Annotated in this window: 19 protein-coding genes; 13 read left to right on the top strand and 6 right to left on the bottom strand. The window is 39.8% G+C overall.

Annotation, left to right across the window (positions count from 1 at the left end; translation table 11 throughout):
- Positions 1–45 precede the first annotated feature (45 nt).
- From G5B43_RS09460 to G5B43_RS09405, 12 genes are all read left to right on the top strand, one after another.
- Complete coding sequence (locus G5B43_RS09460; RefSeq protein WP_165294507.1) at positions 46–1,329, top strand: TolC family protein; 1,284 nt, start codon at positions 46–48, stop codon at positions 1,327–1,329.
- 52 nt (positions 1,330–1,381) lie between these two features.
- A complete protein-coding gene (locus G5B43_RS09455) occupies positions 1,382–2,254 on the top strand; it encodes an HlyD family secretion protein (protein ID WP_240904822.1) in 873 nt (290 codons plus the stop codon).
- 36 nt (positions 2,255–2,290) lie between these two features.
- Complete coding sequence (locus G5B43_RS09450; RefSeq protein WP_165294505.1) at positions 2,291–3,208, top strand: ABC transporter ATP-binding protein; 918 nt, start codon at positions 2,291–2,293, stop codon at positions 3,206–3,208.
- A 2-nt stretch (positions 3,209–3,210) separates the two neighbouring features.
- Positions 3,211–3,948 (top strand): ABC transporter ATP-binding protein, encoded by a 738-nt coding sequence (locus tag G5B43_RS09445; RefSeq protein WP_165294504.1) that lies wholly within the window; start codon positions 3,211–3,213, stop codon positions 3,946–3,948.
- A complete protein-coding gene (locus G5B43_RS09440; protein WP_165294503.1) occupies positions 3,948–5,054 on the top strand; it encodes an ABC transporter permease in 1,107 nt (368 codons plus the stop codon). Before G5B43_RS09445 ends, G5B43_RS09440 begins: the two co-directional genes overlap by 1 nt.
- Positions 5,051–6,172: an ABC transporter permease gene (locus G5B43_RS09435; RefSeq protein WP_165294502.1), complete on the top strand. Its 1,122-nt coding sequence runs from the start codon at positions 5,051–5,053 to the stop codon at positions 6,170–6,172. The genes G5B43_RS09440 and G5B43_RS09435 overlap by 4 nt, the downstream gene beginning before the upstream one ends.
- Before the next feature lie 120 nt (positions 6,173–6,292).
- On the top strand, positions 6,293–7,144 hold the full coding sequence (locus G5B43_RS09430) for a bifunctional helix-turn-helix domain-containing protein/methylated-DNA--[protein]-cysteine S-methyltransferase (protein ID WP_165294501.1): 852 nt from the start codon (positions 6,293–6,295) through the stop codon (positions 7,142–7,144).
- Between the two features lies 1 nt (position 7,145).
- The gene (locus tag G5B43_RS09425; protein WP_165294500.1) at positions 7,146–7,766 is read left to right on the top strand and encodes an alpha-ketoglutarate-dependent dioxygenase AlkB family protein; all 621 of its coding nucleotides are present in this window, start codon (positions 7,146–7,148) and stop codon (positions 7,764–7,766) included.
- Between the two features lie 92 nt (positions 7,767–7,858).
- The gene (locus tag G5B43_RS09420; protein ID WP_240904821.1) at positions 7,859–8,317 is read left to right on the top strand and encodes a hypothetical protein; all 459 of its coding nucleotides are present in this window, start codon (positions 7,859–7,861) and stop codon (positions 8,315–8,317) included.
- Between the two features lie 222 nt (positions 8,318–8,539).
- A complete protein-coding gene (locus G5B43_RS09415; RefSeq protein ID WP_093364748.1) occupies positions 8,540–8,824 on the top strand; it encodes an HU family DNA-binding protein in 285 nt (94 codons plus the stop codon).
- Between the two features lie 12 nt (positions 8,825–8,836).
- Positions 8,837–9,670 carry a tetratricopeptide repeat protein gene (locus tag G5B43_RS09410; RefSeq protein WP_165294499.1) on the top strand — a complete coding sequence of 278 codons (834 nt, stop codon included), beginning with the start codon at positions 8,837–8,839 and terminating at the stop codon, positions 9,668–9,670.
- Positions 9,671–9,945: 275 nt separating this feature from the next.
- Positions 9,946–11,499: a ribonuclease E/G gene (locus G5B43_RS09405; RefSeq protein WP_165294498.1), complete on the top strand. Its 1,554-nt coding sequence runs from the start codon at positions 9,946–9,948 to the stop codon at positions 11,497–11,499.
- 60 nt (positions 11,500–11,559) lie between these two features.
- On the opposite strand, the gene miaA is transcribed toward G5B43_RS09405, so the two are convergent.
- The 3 genes from miaA to G5B43_RS09390 form a co-directional block, all read right to left on the bottom strand.
- A complete protein-coding gene (gene miaA / locus G5B43_RS09400; protein ID WP_317167504.1) occupies positions 11,560–12,465 on the bottom strand; it encodes a tRNA (adenosine(37)-N6)-dimethylallyltransferase MiaA in 906 nt (301 codons plus the stop codon).
- Positions 12,462–13,634, bottom strand: coding sequence for a Gfo/Idh/MocA family protein (locus tag G5B43_RS09395; RefSeq protein WP_165294497.1), 1,173 nt, complete (start codon positions 13,632–13,634; stop codon positions 12,462–12,464). Before G5B43_RS09395 ends, miaA begins: the two co-directional genes overlap by 4 nt.
- Positions 13,635–13,697: 63 nt before the next feature.
- The gene (locus tag G5B43_RS09390; RefSeq protein ID WP_165294496.1) at positions 13,698–14,471 is read right to left on the bottom strand and encodes a hypothetical protein; all 774 of its coding nucleotides are present in this window, start codon (positions 14,469–14,471) and stop codon (positions 13,698–13,700) included.
- A gap of 128 nt (positions 14,472–14,599) precedes the next feature.
- Here G5B43_RS09390 and def point away from each other — a divergent pair, with 128 nt between their 5' ends.
- Complete coding sequence (def, locus tag G5B43_RS09385) at positions 14,600–15,187, top strand: peptide deformylase (protein WP_165294495.1); 588 nt, start codon at positions 14,600–14,602, stop codon at positions 15,185–15,187.
- A gap of 21 nt (positions 15,188–15,208) precedes the next feature.
- Here def and G5B43_RS09380 read toward each other — a convergent pair whose 3' ends face one another.
- From G5B43_RS09380 to G5B43_RS09370, 3 genes are all read right to left on the bottom strand, one after another.
- A complete protein-coding gene (locus G5B43_RS09380) occupies positions 15,209–15,811 on the bottom strand; it encodes a trimeric intracellular cation channel family protein (RefSeq protein WP_165294494.1) in 603 nt (200 codons plus the stop codon).
- A 55-nt stretch (positions 15,812–15,866) separates the two neighbouring features.
- On the bottom strand, positions 15,867–17,513 hold the full coding sequence (locus G5B43_RS09375) for a M56 family metallopeptidase (RefSeq protein WP_165294493.1): 1,647 nt from the start codon (positions 17,511–17,513) through the stop codon (positions 15,867–15,869).
- A gap of 11 nt (positions 17,514–17,524) precedes the next feature.
- Positions 17,525–18,032: BlaI/MecI/CopY family transcriptional regulator (locus G5B43_RS09370; RefSeq protein ID WP_240904820.1), on the bottom strand; the 508-nt coding region annotated here is incomplete at its 5' end.

Below are 18,032 nucleotides of genomic sequence, written 5' to 3'. Positions count from 1 at the left end.
TTACACCATGATTAATCAACTGATTAAAACAAATTAATTAAAACTATGATTAGAATAATGTTTAGATGGGTATTTGCTGTTATTAGCTGCTGGTTAATAACGAATAACTACATCTATGGGCAGTCATCCCAATCACTAAACTTAGATGTTTGCTATCAACTTGCAGAAAACAATTATCCTTTGGTAAAACAATATGCACTGTTAGACAAGACCCGGGAATATTCATTGACCAACGCTTCAAAAGGTTATCTACCACAAATAAATGTAGGAGGACAAGCGAGTTATCAATCTGACGTAACACAAATACCTATATCCCTTCCTAACATCGATATTCCTTCTATAAGCAAAGACCAGTATAAACTATATGGAGAAGTATCGCAGCCACTCACGGATTTATTTACGGTAAAACACCAAAAGGAGCTTATTCACGCTAACACAGCTGTAGAAGAGCAAAAAGTAGAAGTGGAATTGTACAAACTGAAAGAACGTATCATCCAATTTTACTTTGGCATCCTATTGATTGATGCGCAGTTAACCCAAGTTGAAACCTTAAAAAAAGACATCCGTTCCGGGATGAACAAAAACGATGTTGCCATAGCCAACGGGATCGCTTTAAAAAGCAGCAGCGATATACTGCGAGCAGAGTTATTGAAAGCAGATCAGCGTACAATCGAGCTGAAAGCCATGCGGAAGGGATATGCCGATATGCTTTCCCTATTTATCAATCGTCCCGTTAAAGAAAACACGATATTGGAAAAGCCATATCGGGCAGCTTCGTTGATGACGAAGATCAACCGTCCAGAACTAAAACTGTTTGAAATACAAAGGCGAACCTTTGATGTACAGAGCAAACTGATAGACACCAAGACTTTGCCGCGTTTTAGTTTTTTCTTTCAGGGAGGATACGGTAGGCCAGGATTAAATATGTTGAACAATAATTTTGACTTGTATTATATTGGCGGTATCCGTCTTACGTGGAACATCTCTAGTTTCTATACACAGAAGCAGGAAAAGCAATTGCTAAATCTAAGTCAGAACACGCTGGAAGTACAAAAAGAAATGTTCCTATTCAATACAAACCTTACATTAAAGCAACAGGATAGTGAGATATTAAAACTGGAGGAGCTGATACAAACGGATCAGGATATTGTTCGCTTGAGGGAAAGCGTAAAGCTATCTGCGCAAAACCAGTTAGTGTACGGCACAACGACCACCAACGATTATCTCACGTATATCAACGCAGAAGACCAAGCAAAGCAAAATCTGATTATCCACGAGATACAGCTTTTGATGGCACAGTATAATTTTAAAACAACATCAGGAAATTAAACCAACAACAATGAATACAGCTTCAGAAAATCGTTATGTTTTATTTAAAATAATGGTAATAATTATTTTATCCGCGTGCAACACCAATCGACATTCTTTCGATGCATCAGGTTCGTTTGAAGCCGAAGAAACGATTGTATCAGCTGAGGCGCAAGGGATGCTGAAAGCTTTTGATATCCAGGAAGGACAATCCCTACAAGCCGGGGAACGAATTGGTTATGTTGACAGTGTGCAATTGCATTTAAAGAAAAAGCAATTGGAGGCACAGATACGTGCGTTGACCGGAAAGAAACCGAACATTCCGGTTCAGTTATCTGCCCTGCAGGAACAATTACGAACGGCCGAAAAAGAGAAAGTTAGAATAACCAATCTGGTAAAAGGTGATGCAGCGACACCCAAGCAGTTAGACGATATGAACGCACAGATTGAAGTACTGAAAAAGCAAATTGAAGCACAGCAGTCATCGCTAAATATTTCTAGTGAAGGTATCAGCAAAGACGCTATCCCGATGCAGATACAGATTGAACAATTGGAAGACCAACTGAGTAAATGTCATATTGTAAATCCTATAGCGGGAACCGTGTTAACCAAATATGTCGAAGCTAATGAGATGGCCACAGTGGGAAAGCCGCTGTACAAAATTGCAAATTTATCCAATATCATCCTGCGGGCTTATATTACCGGAGATCAATTGTCCCAAATCAAGCTCAACCAAAAGGTAAGCGTAAATACTGATGATGGGAACGGAGGATACAAGAAAACAGAAGGAATAATAACCTGGATAAGCGACAAAGCAGAGTTTACACCAAAAACCATTCAGACGAAAGACGAAAGGGCAAATATGGTCTATGCGATAAAAGTGAAGGTTAGGAATGATGGTGTGTACAAAATAGGCATGTATGGTGAAATTTTATTTAATGAGTAGGGGAAATCAGAAAGAGGAAAATAATGGTCAATTATAATGAAAGACGTTTTTTTAAATAATATCTCTAAGACCTATCATAAAGGAATGGTGCAGGCGGTAAATGATGTAACATTTCACGTAAGCAAAGGCGAACTGTTCGGGTTGATTGGACCCGATGGTGCGGGTAAGACCAGTATTTTTCGTATCCTTACCACCTTACTTTTACCGGATGGAGGAACAGCTTCTGTAAATGGATTTGATGTGGTAAAAGATTATGAGGCCATTCGTAAAAATGTAGGCTATATGCCCGGCAAGTTCTCTTTGTATCAGGACTTATCAGTACAGGAGAACCTGAACTTTTTCGCGACTATATTCCATACCAGTATAGAGGAAAACTACGATCTTATCAAGGATATATACATACAGTTAGAGCCCTTTAAGGATCGGAGGGCAGGAAAACTTTCGGGTGGTATGAAACAGAAATTGGCACTATGTTGTGCGCTAATACATCGTCCAACGGTACTCTTTCTGGATGAACCGACCACGGGTGTGGATGTTGTTTCTAGAAAAGAATTCTGGGATATGCTGAAACGCCTGAAACAGCAAGGGATTACCATCTTGGTTTCCACTCCTTACATGGATGAAGCCATGCTTTGCGAACGGATTGCCCTGATACAGAATGGCCGGATTATGTCTATTGATAAACCCAAAAACATCATAGAACAGTTCCCCGAAGACCTTTTTGCGGTGAAATCCGATACTATGGGAAACCTACTGCATGATTTAAAAAATACTGAAATAATAAAAAGCTGTAATGCGTTTGGTGCATATCACCATGTGACATTCAACCATGATGATCCAGAGATGAAAGAAAAACTCATCCGTATCTTGGAAGAAAAAAAGCATATGAATATAGAGCTAAAACCGATCACGCCAACCATCGAGGATTGCTTTATCAAATTAATGGAGAACTAGGAATGGACACTGTAATACATACCGTTAATCTCACGAAACGATTTGGCGATTTTATTGCCGCCAATGAAATCACCTTTGATGTATATCAGGGCGAAATCTTTGGTTTTCTAGGGGCAAATGGCGCAGGAAAAACAACAGCTATGCGCATGTTATGTGGCTTATCCACACCTTCATCGGGAACGGCTACTATTGCTGGATTCGATATCTATAAAGAAACCGAAAAAATCAAAAAAAACATTGGTTATATGAGCCAGAAATTCTCGCTGTATGAAGATTTAACCGTCTTAGAAAATATCCGTTTTATCGGGGGTATCTATGGTTTGTCGGATAAGCAGATAAAAGAAAAGAGCGGACAGCTCGTAGAAACACTCGGCATGAAAGGCGAAGCCAAAAAGATGGTAGGTGCATTGCCATTGGGCTGGAAGCAAAAGTTAGCGTTTTCGGTAGCCATTCTCCATGAACCCAAAATTGTTTTTCTCGATGAACCAACAGGAGGTGTTGACCCGGTAACCAGACGTCAGTTCTGGGATTTGATTTACGAAGCGGCGGGCAATGGTATCACGGTTTTCGTGACCACACATTATATGGATGAAGCTGAATATTGTAACCGCATCTCGATGATGGTGGATGGTGAAATAAAAGCACTCGATACACCGGCAAAATTGAAACAACAGTATTCCGCCATATCGATGGACGAGGTTTTTTATGAATTGGCTAGAGGAGCAAAAAGAAGCGAATAATGAATAACATTTCCACATTTATAAAAAAGGAGTTTCTGCATGTTTTTCGCGACCGGAAAACCTTGTTGATGCTGTTCGGTTTGCCTATAGTACAGATTATTCTATTTGGTTTTGCGCTGACCAATGAAATCAAAAATGCGAAAATCGTGGTCTGCGATTATGCAAAAGATGCCGCTTCACAGCAAATTATCGGAAAGCTGCAAGCAAGCCAACAATTTGAAATACAAAATGTGCTGTTAAGTCATAACCAGATAGAAGCAGCTTTTAAAAATGGGGAAATAAAAATGGCGATAGTTTTTCCTGCCAATTTCAATAACGACTTATTGCATCAGAATAAGGCGCAGGTGCAGTTGATTACCGATGCATCCGATCCCAATACAGCAACGACAATCAGTGGATACGCCACCCAAATTCTCATGGATTATCAGAACGAACTGATGCAATTACAAAACCTACCCTATCAAATCCATACAGAGATGAGAATGATTTATAATCCGGAACTGAAGGCCGCTGTAAATTTTGTCCCCGGAGTGATGTCATTGATTTTATTACTCGTCTGCGTACTGATGACTTCCGTTGCCATCGTGAAAGAAAAGGAAATCGGCACAATGGAGATATTGCTGGTCTCACCGTTTAATCCTTTTTTGGTTATCGTGTCTAAAGCGGTCCCCTATCTTGCCTTATCCTTGATTAACTTAACGGTCATTTTATTGCTGAGTGTATTTGTGTTGGGAATGCCGATTAACGGTAGTGTTTTGTTGTTATACGCGGTGAGTACATTGTTCATCATTACAGCCCTTTCCTTAGGTTTGCTAATTTCGAATAGCACGGCTTCGCAGCAGGCGGCTATGTTGATTTCCTTGATGGGGATGTTAGTTCCATCTATTCTATTTACAGGCTTTATGTTTCCGCTGGAGAATATGCCCTATCCCTTACAACTCGTGTCTCATATCATTCCAGCCAAATGGTATTACATTATCGTTAAATCTATTATGGTAAAAGGGTTAGGTTTCTCGGCAATATGGAAAGAAACATTGATTTTATTGGGAATGACGCTCGTGCTATTGGTCGTTAATATCAAAAAATTTAAAATACGCTTAACATGAGAACGCTGAAATTTTTATTGCATAAAGAATTTAAGCAGATATTCCGCAATAAAGCCTTATTACCGATGCTGTTTGTCGTGCCTATTATGCAATTGCTTATTCTTCCTTTGGCTGCAGATTACGAAGTAAAGAATATTAACATAACGGTTGTTGATTACGATCATTCAACCTATTCACAAAAATTGATTTCCAAAATAATCGCCTCTGGATATTTCAAGTTGGCAAATTATGCAACGGGATTTAATGTAGCGTTTGATGATATTGAAAACGACCGAGCCGACTTTATATTGGAGATACCACAAGGTTTTGAACGCAACCTTATTCGTGAAGATGAGCAACAACTATATATAGCCGTCAATGCCATTAACGGTGTAAAAGCCAATCTTGGAGGCACATATTTAAATCGCATCATCGCCGATTATAATGCAGACGTTCGTGTAGAATGGATACAGATGCCGAGATTCAACCTCTTTCCAACTATTGAAACAGTCTCGACCAATTGGTTTAATCCTACGATGAATTATCGTTTTTATATGGTTCCCGGTATTCTCGCATTGTTGGTGACTATGATTGGCGCGTATATGTGTGCACTTAATATTGTTAAAGAAAAAGAAGTCGGCACAATCGAACAAATTAACGTGACGCCAATCAAAAAATATCAGTTTATTTTAGGAAAACTCATACCATTCTGGCTTATCGGCGTCGTGGTGTTCAGTATAGGGCTATTTGGTATCGGATGGCTCGTCTATGGCATCGTTCCAATAGGGAATCTATTTCTATTATACGCATACCTTTCGGTATATTTAATTGCTGTATTAGGCTTAGGGCTGTTGATTTCCACATATGCGGAAACCCAACAACAGGCAATGTCGATAGCGTTTTTCTTTATGATGATTTTTATCTTAATGAGCGGGTTGTTTACACCTATTGATAGCATGCCCAAATGGGCTTGTGTAATGACGCGGTTCAGTCCTATAACCTATTTTATAGAGGTCATGCGGATGATTGTGTTGAAGGGAAGCGAATTTTCCGATGTAAAAATCCATTTTTTAATTATGATAGGTTTTGCGATATCTCTTAATGGATGGGCAATTTATAACTATAAAAAGACCAGTTGACCATAATGTTGTTTTTGCTTACAAGGACGCCTATCTTTGTTATATAAAGTATATCGCATATTTCGGATTTTACCGTTGCAAAAGATTGTGGAGATTTGTAGAATAAGAGATAAGAAGAAGATGGAAACACAGGCAACTATGAATTATAATCGTATAGCAAAGGCCATAGATTATATTAAGGTACATTTTAAGAAACAGCCGAATCTAGATGATGTCGCGGAAAAGATAAGTTTAAGTCCGGCGCACTTTCAGCGCATGTTTACTGAATGGGCAGGAACAAGCCCTAAAAGATTTTTGCAGTACATCTCTATAGAACATGCGAAGAAGATGTTAAAAGAGGAACAAGCAACCTTGTTTGAAACTACTTTTGAAACAGGACTTTCTAGTCCGAGCCGTCTCCATGATCTGTTTGTAAACATTGAAGGGATGACACCGGCAGAATATAAAAATGGAGGTAAAAACTTATACATTAACTACAGTTTTGCCGAAAGCCCCTTTGGGGAACTAATTACCGCTGCAACGGCAAAGGGTGTCTGTTATATGGCTTTTGAGGATGACGAAGAAAAGGCTTTGAATAATCTAAGAGCAAAATTCCCGAATGCCACATTCCAAAGAAAACTAGATTTATTGCAACAAAATGCCCTATTTATTTTTCAAAATGATTGGAGCAAGCTAAGCGAGATTAAATTACACTTGAAGGGCACTGATTTTCAATTGAAAGTGTGGGAAAGCCTATTAAAAATTCCAATGGGTAAATTGTCGACTTATGGTTATATTGCCGAGCAAGTAGGCAGTCCTAAAGCTTCCCGTGCCGTGGGAACGGCTATAGGGAGTAACCCTGTTGCATTTCTTATCCCTTGTCATCGTGTCATCCAATCATCGGGCGTTTTTGGTGGATATATGTGGGGGCCAACAAGAAAAACAGCCATTATCGGTTGGGAAAGAGCGAAAACCTACAAAGAAAACACATAGCATGGACTTGTTTAGCCAAACCCCGGACAAGCATAAAAATTTGCTTCCCTATGATGGGACAGTCCATTATTATGGTAAATTGATATCCAAAGAACAAGCGGATTTTTACCTAAACAAGTTGTTGGAAACCATTAATTGGAGAAATGACGAAGCTGTTATTTTTGGAAGGAAAATAATTACAAAAAGAAAAGTAGCGTGGTATGGCGAAAGACCTTATGCATACACGTATTCCAACACAACAAAATATGCTTTGCCTTGGACAAAGGAATTGTTGGAGTTAAAGATATTAATAGAAAAGGAAACAGGCGAAACGTTTAACTCTTGTCTGCTCAATCTGTACCACAACGGGGATGAGGGCATGGCATGGCATAGCGATGGAGAACGTGATCTAAAAAAAGACGGATCAATTGGATCCATGAGTTTTGGAGCAGAAAGAAAATTTGCGTTTAAGCACAAGCAAACCAAAGAAAAAATAGAGCTTTTTTTAGCACATGGAAGTTTGTTGGTCATGAAAGATATTACACAGACTCACTGGCTACATAGATTGCCGCCCAGCAAAAAGATAACAACGGCAAGGGTGAACTTGACCTTTAGAACGATAGAAAACCAAGCGAAAGATTAAAGCATGCGAAAAATGAAGCAATAATACGTGAAGATTACATTCCGATTCCTGATATACCGAAATTTAGGTTAAATTTAACCGGAGAAAGTCATATGAAGAAATTAGGAATTTGGTTGATCATTTGTTGTTGTTCTATAGGAAGCATACAAGCACAGTATTCACAAAAATTAGGTTGGATATGGGGGCCATCTGTCGGATGGCAATACCAAAGTGGAAATTTTCTGAAAGTCTCGGGCTGGGGGCTATTTGCGCCCAATGACCATCAGTATGTAAAAATCAATGCCGGCGCAGATTTCACCTGGATGCAGAATAAAACCACGGTTATACCGGAGGTTGGTTTTACCTATTACCTAAGCAATAGAATAGTGTTTCCTTTTGTTCAGGCAGAGGTTACACCATATACGTTGACGCCTAAAGCCGGAATAAGCATTCTTTCTATCTTAGACTTAGGGGTAGGCTATGGATTTGACATAAATACAAAAAAAGACTTTAAACCAATAAAGGGATTGACGGGGTCGGTCACATTGAACATTCCGCTGAATTTCTATTAAGGTGTTGAAAACTAACGCTATATTTTGTTCTCAGGTATCGCTTATACTTGTTTTTCTATCTCAAACCTGCATAAATAGTTGATACAGAAAAGTTTTGAAGCAATGAAGTTTAGTAAAAAAACAAAATAAATTTTTAAACATCATAAAAAAAAGATACTTTTGCATCCCCAAACGGCTGTTGCGTTAAGGGTTGAGAAATAAATAATTACAGTAAAAACAGATATGACTAAAGCAGAAATTATTGCGGAGATCTCTAATAAAACAGGCTTAGAGAAAGTAGATGTTCAAGAGACAGTAGAGGCGTTTTTTAAGGTGGTGAAAAACGCTATGATTAGCGGAGAGAATGTGTACGTTAGAGGTTTCGGAAGCTTCGTTGTAAAGAAAAGAGCCGAGAAAACAGCTCGTAATATTTCAAAAAACACAGCGATCATTATTCCGGCGCACTATGTGCCAAGCTTTAAACCGGCAAAAGTTTTTGTGGAAAAAGTTAAACAAGGGAACAAGTAAAACTTAACCAAGATGAATACCAAGCAAATAATAGTCATTGTCATTGTAGTCGCCTTAATGGGAGGACTTCTTGCGCGGCCTATTAAAGGTTTGGTAGACGAAACTAAAGGAGCTAATGATTCAGCACCTACAGCGTCTTCATCGGCTTTCACATTCCAAAGTGTATCTGAAATAACCAAACAGTCCATAAACGCTAATATAGCGCGGGAAATAACAAATTTGGAAAGCAAAGTCGCAGAGGCTGATGGTGATGAAAAACTCGCTTTGTTGGAGCAATTAGTACAAAAATGGGATGATGTTGCCAAATTTGCCCCTCAGGGATTTATCTATGAGAAAATGGCGGAAACTTCACCTAAATTTGAGTATTGGTTGAAAGCAGGTGAAGCCTATCGGGCGGCATATACGAACCTGCAAGATACTGCGATGTCGGCAGAGCTGAATAGGTTAGCCATTCGTTCGTATGAAAAAGCAACAGAACTGGACGAAAACAATTTGGACGCAAAAACAGGTCTAGGTGCTGCTCTGGTTACAGGTGGTGGCAATCCAATGGCTGGAATCGCTTTGTTACAGGAAGTTGTTGCGAAAGACCCGAAAAACATTAATGCAAACAAAACATTGGGATTGTTCTCTTTGCAATCTCGACAATTCGACAAAGCTATCGAGCGATTCAAAACGGTTGTCGAATTGAGCCCCGATGCCGAATCGTATTTCTATTTAGCAACGGGCTACGAAAATATTGGATTGAAAAACGAAGCCATAGCAGCTTTTCAAAAGAGTAAAGAGCTGGCTGCGGATCCAACCTTATCTCAGTTCATCGACAGACGTGTGGAGGAACTCAGCAAGTAATTAACATATTAATAATCATTAAAAACATTAAAGCTATGCCAAGCGGAAAAAAAAGAAAAAGACACAAAATGGCTACGCACAAGCGTAAAAAAAGGTTAAGAAAAAATAGGCACAAGAAAAAATAAGCTTGTTGGTCTTTTAGGTTGACACCTTCAAGACGTCATACAATCTATGGTTTTCCATAAAAAAAACTATAGATTGTATTTTTTCATTAACGAGTTTTTATGTTTCATCAGGCGGTATACAACTCGTATAAAGCCGTAAATGAGTAGCTGTTGGTAAAGGAATTAATTATCGATTCAACTCCCGACAAGGGAGTGGCTATTGCTTTACTACAGGACAAACAGCTTGTTGAGCTGAACAAGGAACAGGCCGATAATAATTTCGCCGTAGGCGATATTTATCTAGGGCGGATCAAAAAGATTATGCCTGGCCTTAATGCCGCTTTCGTAGATGTAGGCTACGAAAAAGATGCGTTCTTACATTATTTGGATTTAGGACCTCAGGTTCAGTCTTTGCTCAAGCTAACAAGGATAGTAAAGAACGGCAGCTATCAAGAGAAGCTGCTCAATAGTTTGAAGCTTGAAAAGGATATTGATAAAGCAGGAAAGATTTCGGATATATTAAGCCGAAACGTGCTTTTACCAGTACAGATTGCTAAAGAGCCTATCTCGACGAAAGGTCCTCGATTAAGTTCGGACCTGTCTATCGCAGGTAGATTCGTTGTATTGGTTCCGTTTTCGAGTACAGTTTCCATATCCAAGAGAATTAAAGGAGGTGCTGAACGGAATAGGCTGAAGAAAATAGTGGAAAGTATTAAACCACCAAACTTCGGCGTTATCATACGAACAGTTTCGGAGGGAAAAGGTGTTGATGAGTTAGAGAAAGACCTTTTAGATTTAATCTCGAAATGGGAACTTTTTACCAAACGCCTTAAAAGTGTTGAACCCGCCCAGAAAGTATTGGGAGAAATGGATAGAGCCTCTACCATTTTACGCGATATATTAACGGACGAATTCGCACATATCCATGTCAATGACTATGCATTATACGAAGAAGTCAAATCGTATGTGCAGGAAATTTCGCCCGACTTGGAAAAAATAGTGAAACTTTATAAACATAAAGAACCTATTTTTGACCACTTCGGTATCGAAAAACAGATTAAGGCGTCTTTCGGCAAAACGGTAAACCTGCATGGTGGTGCTTATCTTGTAATTGAGCACACCGAAGCACTTCACGTAGTGGATGTTAATAGTGGTAACCGAATTGCTAGTAAAGAAAATCAAGAAGAAAATGCGCTGTTGGTAAATAAGGAAGCAGCAAAGGAGATCGCAAGACAATTGCGGTTGCGTGATATGGGGGGGATTGTCGTAATCGACTTTATCGATATGCATAAACCCGCCAATCGCAAAGAGTTGTACGGGTTTTTGAAAGAATGTATGGCAAACGATCGCGCCAAACACACCATTCTTCCGCCAAGTAAATTTGGATTGGTGCAAATAACCCGGCAACGCGTCAGGCCTGAAATGAGTGTCGTGACAAATGAGAAATGTCCGGCATGCGGAGGAACTGGCGAAATTCGTTCAAGCATCGTATTGCTAGACGATATTGAAAGCAATTTGAGTTATATCTTACAAGAACAAAATGAAAAGGGAATTACACTATGTGTACATCCTTATATAGGCGCCTACATCACGTCTGGTTTGTTCTCCATACGGCTCAAGTGGTTTTTTAGATACGGTAAATGGATAAAGATAAAAACAGTATCATCGTATTATTTGACGCAGTTTAGATTCTTCAACTCCAAAGACGAAGAAATTAAGCTGTAGTTGGAAGAGGTTATAAAAAGGGGATCAATTTGATCTCCTTTTTTTTATGTCAGTTGTACGCTATAGCCAATGAATTTTAATGCCGTCCTTTTCCATTTTACGGAAGTAAGTCATCTGCCGTTTGGCATATCGATGTATTTCTGTATTCAATTTCTCAACTAATTGCTCGTAAGCCAGTGAGCCTTGAAGGTACAAGGCAACGTATTTATACTCTAAACCGTAATAGATTAAATTATCGTATTTTAGCCCCATTGCAATTAAATCTTTTACCTCGTCGATAAGCCCCTGTTGCAAGCGCTCCCGGAGTCTGCGTGTGATGGAGGCTCGTCGCTGATCTAGAGAGGGATTAACCCCGAAAACAATATAACGATTGATTACTCGTTGGTGCCGCAAAGATTCGTTGTGATGTTGTAGATATAGGAGAACTTCCAGGGCGCGTACCAATCGCTTATGACTGTTAAAATCTATTTTGAGGTCTTTCGGAATGCCGATCTCATGTATTTGTGAAAGGAGCTCTTCTTTGCTTAAGATGCTTAGCTGATGCTGTATATTCTCGTTTTTGGGAATTTGTGTATAGCGCCTTTCCTGTAGGACCGCTTGTATATAGGACCCTGAGCCACCGCAGAGAATAGGGTGGTTATTCCGGCCAATAATTTCGTCATAAGTTTCAAAGAAATCCGCACGAAAAAGATCGACATTATATTTATCGCCTGGATTTTTGATATCGATAAGATGGTAGGGCACATCCCGGTATTCTTCCAAATCTTTTCCTGTCCCGATATCCATATTTCGATATACTTGACGGGAATCTGCAGATATAATTTCACCGTCGATCTGATTGGCTAATGCTACCGCTAATTTCGTTTTGCCCGAAGCTGTAGGTCCAAGTATGACGATTAATAAATCAGGCGAAAGTTTTTCTTTCGCCTGATGAATAAGTTCGTTTATTTTTGTGATGCGGTTCACACTTCAAATTTAGTCCACTTTTCATTGCTGGCATTGCTGGCAACAACATTTTGGACAAAGGCCATACCTCTTACCCCATCGTCTACCGAAGGGAAATCTAATTCTTCTGGAGAAGGTGTTCTGCCTTCCCTTTTGGCGCTCGTAGTAGCAGCAAAATTCCGATAAATGTTTGCGAAGGCCTCTAGCAAACCCTCTGGATGTCCGGCCGGTATGCGCGTATTGTGCGTCGCAAATGAGCTGAGCGTGTAAGGAGCTGCGTAAGCATTCCCTGTGCGGTAAAGCTGTCGAGGCTGATCCAACATTTTAATGATAAGGTTGTTCGGATCTTCGTTTGCCCATTCTAGCCCTCCTTTTTCGCCGTAAATACGAATCCTTACGGCGTTTTCTTCTCCCGCAGAGATTTGCGAAGCCATTAAAACTCCCTTGGCACCGTTGTCAAAACGTAATAATACTGACCCATCATCATCGAGTATACGACCTTCTACCAAAGTACTTAGATCCGCACAAAGCTCGGTGATTTTTAATCCGGAAACATACTCGGCTAGATGGGCAGCATGAGTTCCGATATCGCCCATCACGAGAGATAATCCCGATTTTTTCGGATCAGCACGCCACGCAGCACCGGCATTTCCCTCGCGCTCGGATAATCGGCTTAGCCAGCCTTGCGGATATTCCACCACAATTTTCCGGATTTTTCCGAAATGACCGTCTTTCACCATTGCTTTCGCTTGCTTCACCATCGGGTAGCCCGAATATGTATGCGTAAGACAAAGTGTTCTCCCGGTTTTTTCCACAATGGTTTTGAGCTCTTTGGCTTCATCCAATGTGACTGTCATAGGCTTTTCAACCACTACGTCGAAGCCGTTTTCCAAAGCCAACTTCGCAGGGCCAAAATGAAGGAAATTGGGCGTTACGATCGTTAAGAAATCCATGCGTTCACCTTCAGGCAATTGCGCTTCTTTGGCTATCATCTCTTCGTAATTCACATACAGGCGATCCGGTGCAACAAAAAGTTCTTCAGCAGATTGACGGGAAATTTCCGGATCAATACTGAATGCACCACAAACCAACTCTATTTTTCCATCCATAAAGGCAGCGATTCGGTGTACTGCGCCAATAAAAGCGTCTTTGCCACCGCCAACCATGCCCATACGTAGTTTACGTTTCATATATAATAATTTGTTTTCGTGTAAAATTTTATCCCGCTAAATATACATAACCGAAACTAGTTTTCATAGCTTCAACACTAATTTTGTGCTCCCGTTGTTATGTGAAAGATATCCCATAGGATAGATCTCTTTGAGTTCCGAGAGTTGTTCTGCATGCTCGACAAGGTAACGTTCCTTATGTACAATCCAAAATGATTGGGGAGATATGCATCCCTGCTTCTGGAAACCTAATGTCTGGAGATTGGAATCCTGGGCCCAGTCTCTGTCTACATAAGTCATAATATCATTCGGATGAAAATTGTTAATAAACGACTTTAAAAGCTTGGACAACCCACCGACTACACGATACCCAGCCTTGTGGCAAAAGCGGATGAGTTCGAAAGATCGATAATTGGCTGCATGCTCCCGCATTTTTCTGCCACCGCTAAAAATAGCAATGGATACAAGCTCGCCCTTATGAAATAAGCCGTAACGATATTTGCCGGGAATGGCAGCTTGAAGATGGTTTTCTTCTAAAAATGTCAAGGCTACGCGTTTGTCTATACGAGCGACGACTGTTTGACGGCCGTAAATTACCCTTCCTTTTCCCAAAAGGGAGTATAAGCGGGAAAGGATTTTGCGTGAATCTTTTAAAATCTGATCTTGATCAATATGAAAACTGCGGGTATTATTTACATCTATACGACCGGTATTTCCTGCAAGATAGATAACCAAAGCAAAATAAGGTATTTCAGTATGTAAAACGACCGATCCATTTAGGCGTTGGCGAGAAAAAGAAGTATCCAAACCCCTTTCTAATTCAAAAATAAAATTCTCTATTGCTAAAGGTAGATCCATCGATACAAAGTTAATACAATCTAAATGTGTATAAATTATTATTGGTAACTTTGCACAGAAATATTAGATGAAACTGATCCCGAATTTACTAGGAGAGATCTCATCAGCCATTAAAAAAAAATTATTAGATGAAATTACCTATAGTCGCTTATGGCGATCCTATATTGAGAAAAAAAGCGGAGGAGATTGACGAAGACTACCCCAATTTGAAGGGATTAATAAGCGATATGTTCGAAACAATGTACGCGGCTCGTGGAGTGGGACTCGCTGCACCGCAGGTTGGATTGCCTATTCGTCTATTTGTAATTGATGCTTCTCCATTTGCAGAAGATGACGAAGAAGAGGAAGGAGATCCGACACTGAAGGGCTTTAAAAAAGTACTGATTAATCCCATTATTATAGAAGAAAAAGGCGAAAAATGGGGCTTTAATGAAGGATGTTTGAGTATCCCGGATATCAATGAGGAGGTTATGCGTCCTTCCCATGTTGTGATTAATTATTTAGATGAAAATTTTGAGGAACATGAAGTGGAACTTTCTGGACTCGCGGCCCGTGTTGTTCAACACGAATACGACCATATCGAAGGTAAGCTTTTCATTGATAAACTTAGCCCGTTGAAGAAAGCAATGTTAAAGGGTAAATTGGACGCTATCTCCAAAGGTATGGTAGAAGTCGGATACAAAATGAAATTCCCGAACGTAAAAAAGAAAAGGTAGCTTCAAGTTACCTCTTCTTTTTTAACCACCTATTCCCGGTAGGGATAATTCATATTTGACTGCAATGAGCCGGATGGCGGAGACGGTTAAAGTGGAGACAAAGGCATTGACCGCCGTATCAACACCCCACGAACCCAGAATCATATACATGATCGCACCGGACAGGCAAGCCGTTGCATATATTTCTTTTCTAAAAATCAACGGGGTTTCATTCATTAAGGTATCACGGATTACTCCTCCCATAACCGCTGAGAATACACCCAGAATAACAGCTGCGGTTTGAGAACTTTCGTAGGTAAGGGACTTCTGCACGCCGACGACACAAAAAAAGCCTATTCCCAACGCGTCAAAGAAAGTTAACGTTCTTGCTAGACGATATAACTGTTTATTAGCAATGATAGAAATAATGACACCGATTAAAATAGCGACGAGGTAGTTGCTGTCATCCACCCATATCGGGCGTAGATTCAAAAACACATCACGTAAAGACCCTCCTCCGATTGCTGTCACAAACCCGGTAAATGTCGCTCCAAAAATGTCTATTCCCGAGCGATTAGCTGCCATGGCGCCCGATATGGCAAAAACCATAGTACCGAGAAGGTCGATGCAATAAATGATGTTCATCCCTCAATAATGGTAATATTAAAGCACAAAGATAGTGCATTAGAGTGGGATGGTGCTAGTTTTGTTCTGGAGAATTATAATATTCCGCTATCTTTTTAGCGTTTGCTTTGATATCGGTTATTTTTGCTTTCCATTCCGGTGAATTAAAATATTCCCCCGCTTTTCTGGCTTGCGCCTCTATATCGGCGATTTTATTTTTCCACTCGGGTGAGTTGTAATAGGCTTCGATTTTGTTGGCATTCGCTTCTATCTCGGTTAACTTCGCTTTCCAGTCCGATGAATTGAAATATTCCTCCGTTTTTTTTGCGGCTTGCGCCTCTATATCGGCGATTTTATTTTTCCACTCGGGTGAGTTGTAATAGGCTTCGATTTTGTTGGCATTTGCTTCTATCTCGGCTAACTTCGCTTTCCATTCCGATGAATTAAAATATTCTTCTGTTTTTTTTGCGGCTTGTGTCTCTATATCGGCGATTTTATTTTTCCACTCGGGCGAATTATAATAGGTCTCAATCTTTTTAGCTTCGGCTTCTATATTTTTGATATTTGTACGTTCTGTTAGAACTTCTTCGGGGTTCAAAGGCGGTTTTATAGTATCCTGAGGAAAAGAAGGATAGTCTAGAGTGGCTGGCGGTGTAGGTATTTGATAAGTTACTGCGGGATTTTCTACAGCTGGTAACACGGTGATTTCTTCTGCAAAAGTAATTTGTTTTTCTGTAGGCGAGATCCAAGCGATAGTGACTAATGCGAAGGAGCACAGAACAACAGCTACAAGATGTTGTCGTGCATTGATATGTTTTTTTTCCATATTCGTGATTCTTTGTATACGATGTAATAAATGATGTTTTTTACCCACAGCTGCCATGGCGTGTATAGGAGCGGCTGTGTTTTTAAGGAGCTCAACAGACATTAATGCCTGGGCATAGGCAATAGATGACGGAGTCCACTTCATGACGATATCATCACAGGCATGTTCCCGTTCGGTTTCTATATAGCGGGAAAGAAGCCAAATAAAAGGGTTGAAAAATAGTATTGTTTCCATGGCAACCTTGAACAGGTTAAATAGATAATCCCGTCTTTTAATATGTGCCAGTTCATGCATTACTATAGATTCTACTTGTTCTAATTCGAGATTATTGACAAATGCAACAGGAAATAGAACGATGGGTTTCAAATGTCCTATGACCATAGGTACGGATATTTTTTCCGATAGATGAAATTGTATACATTGTTTGATTTGGAGCCTATGGCAAATATCTTGGAAGGATTGGTTCCACGTAACGGGAATAGTTGATAGCCCGCGTGTTTTGAGGTAATGGAGCTTGGATAAACTACTGCTGAAAATGATGAATTGGAAAGAAAGTCCCAATACATATAAAGAACTCATCCATGGCAATAGCGGATGTAATGCTTGGGAGAGCGAAGAGGATGTTTCGGAGGATAAGGTCAATGGCTCAGCTACGTAATTCATAAACGGGTCTTCCGTTATAGACGGTATATCCACATAGCTACTAAAAGTAATTACAAATGTAATAGAGAGAATAAATTGCCCTAATAAGGCAAGAGCGTATTTGTTTTTAGAAGTAAGTTTTGGCGATAGGAGAAAAATGAAACATAACGATCCATATATTAACGCTCCCTGCCAAAGGGAGTGCGCCATGCTCCACCCTAACGCCTGCGTGATATTTTGAAGTAGACCATTCATACCTTGTAATATTAAAGATTGTTCAAATATTTTTTGATTAACTCGATTTCTTCTTTACTTGTTCGTTTGTTGCCGAGTGCCTGCATAACTAGACGAGCAGTAGAACCATTATATACGGTGTTGATTATCTTCTCTAAGAACGTATGTTGTGTTTGCTCTTTACTTAATGTCGCCTTATATAAATGAGTCTTTGCCGAAGTATTACGCGAAACCATACCTTTATCCAGCATAATTTGCATAAGCTTTAAAGTAGTAGTATACCCCACGTCTTTTTTGTTCAGTTCTTCATGTACACTGCGCACACTGCTCTCTCCTTTTTCCCAAAGGATTTGCAATATTTCCATTTCACTATCTGTCGGTTTCATTTTTTTTTTTTTTTTTTTTTCTTCTACGAATGTTTTCGTAGTCAAATGTACGAAGTGTTTCGTATATTCCAAAATAATTTTTTTAAAACATATCAACCAAACATTAAGGGCTGCTAACATGATCTGCGGATTGTTCGGCTGCAGCCTATCCCCG

Source organism: Sphingobacterium sp. SGR-19 (genome assembly GCF_011043555.1).
Classification (GTDB): Bacteria; Bacteroidota; Bacteroidia; order Sphingobacteriales; family Sphingobacteriaceae; genus Sphingobacterium.
This window is presented reverse-complemented; position numbering and strand designations above follow the sequence as displayed.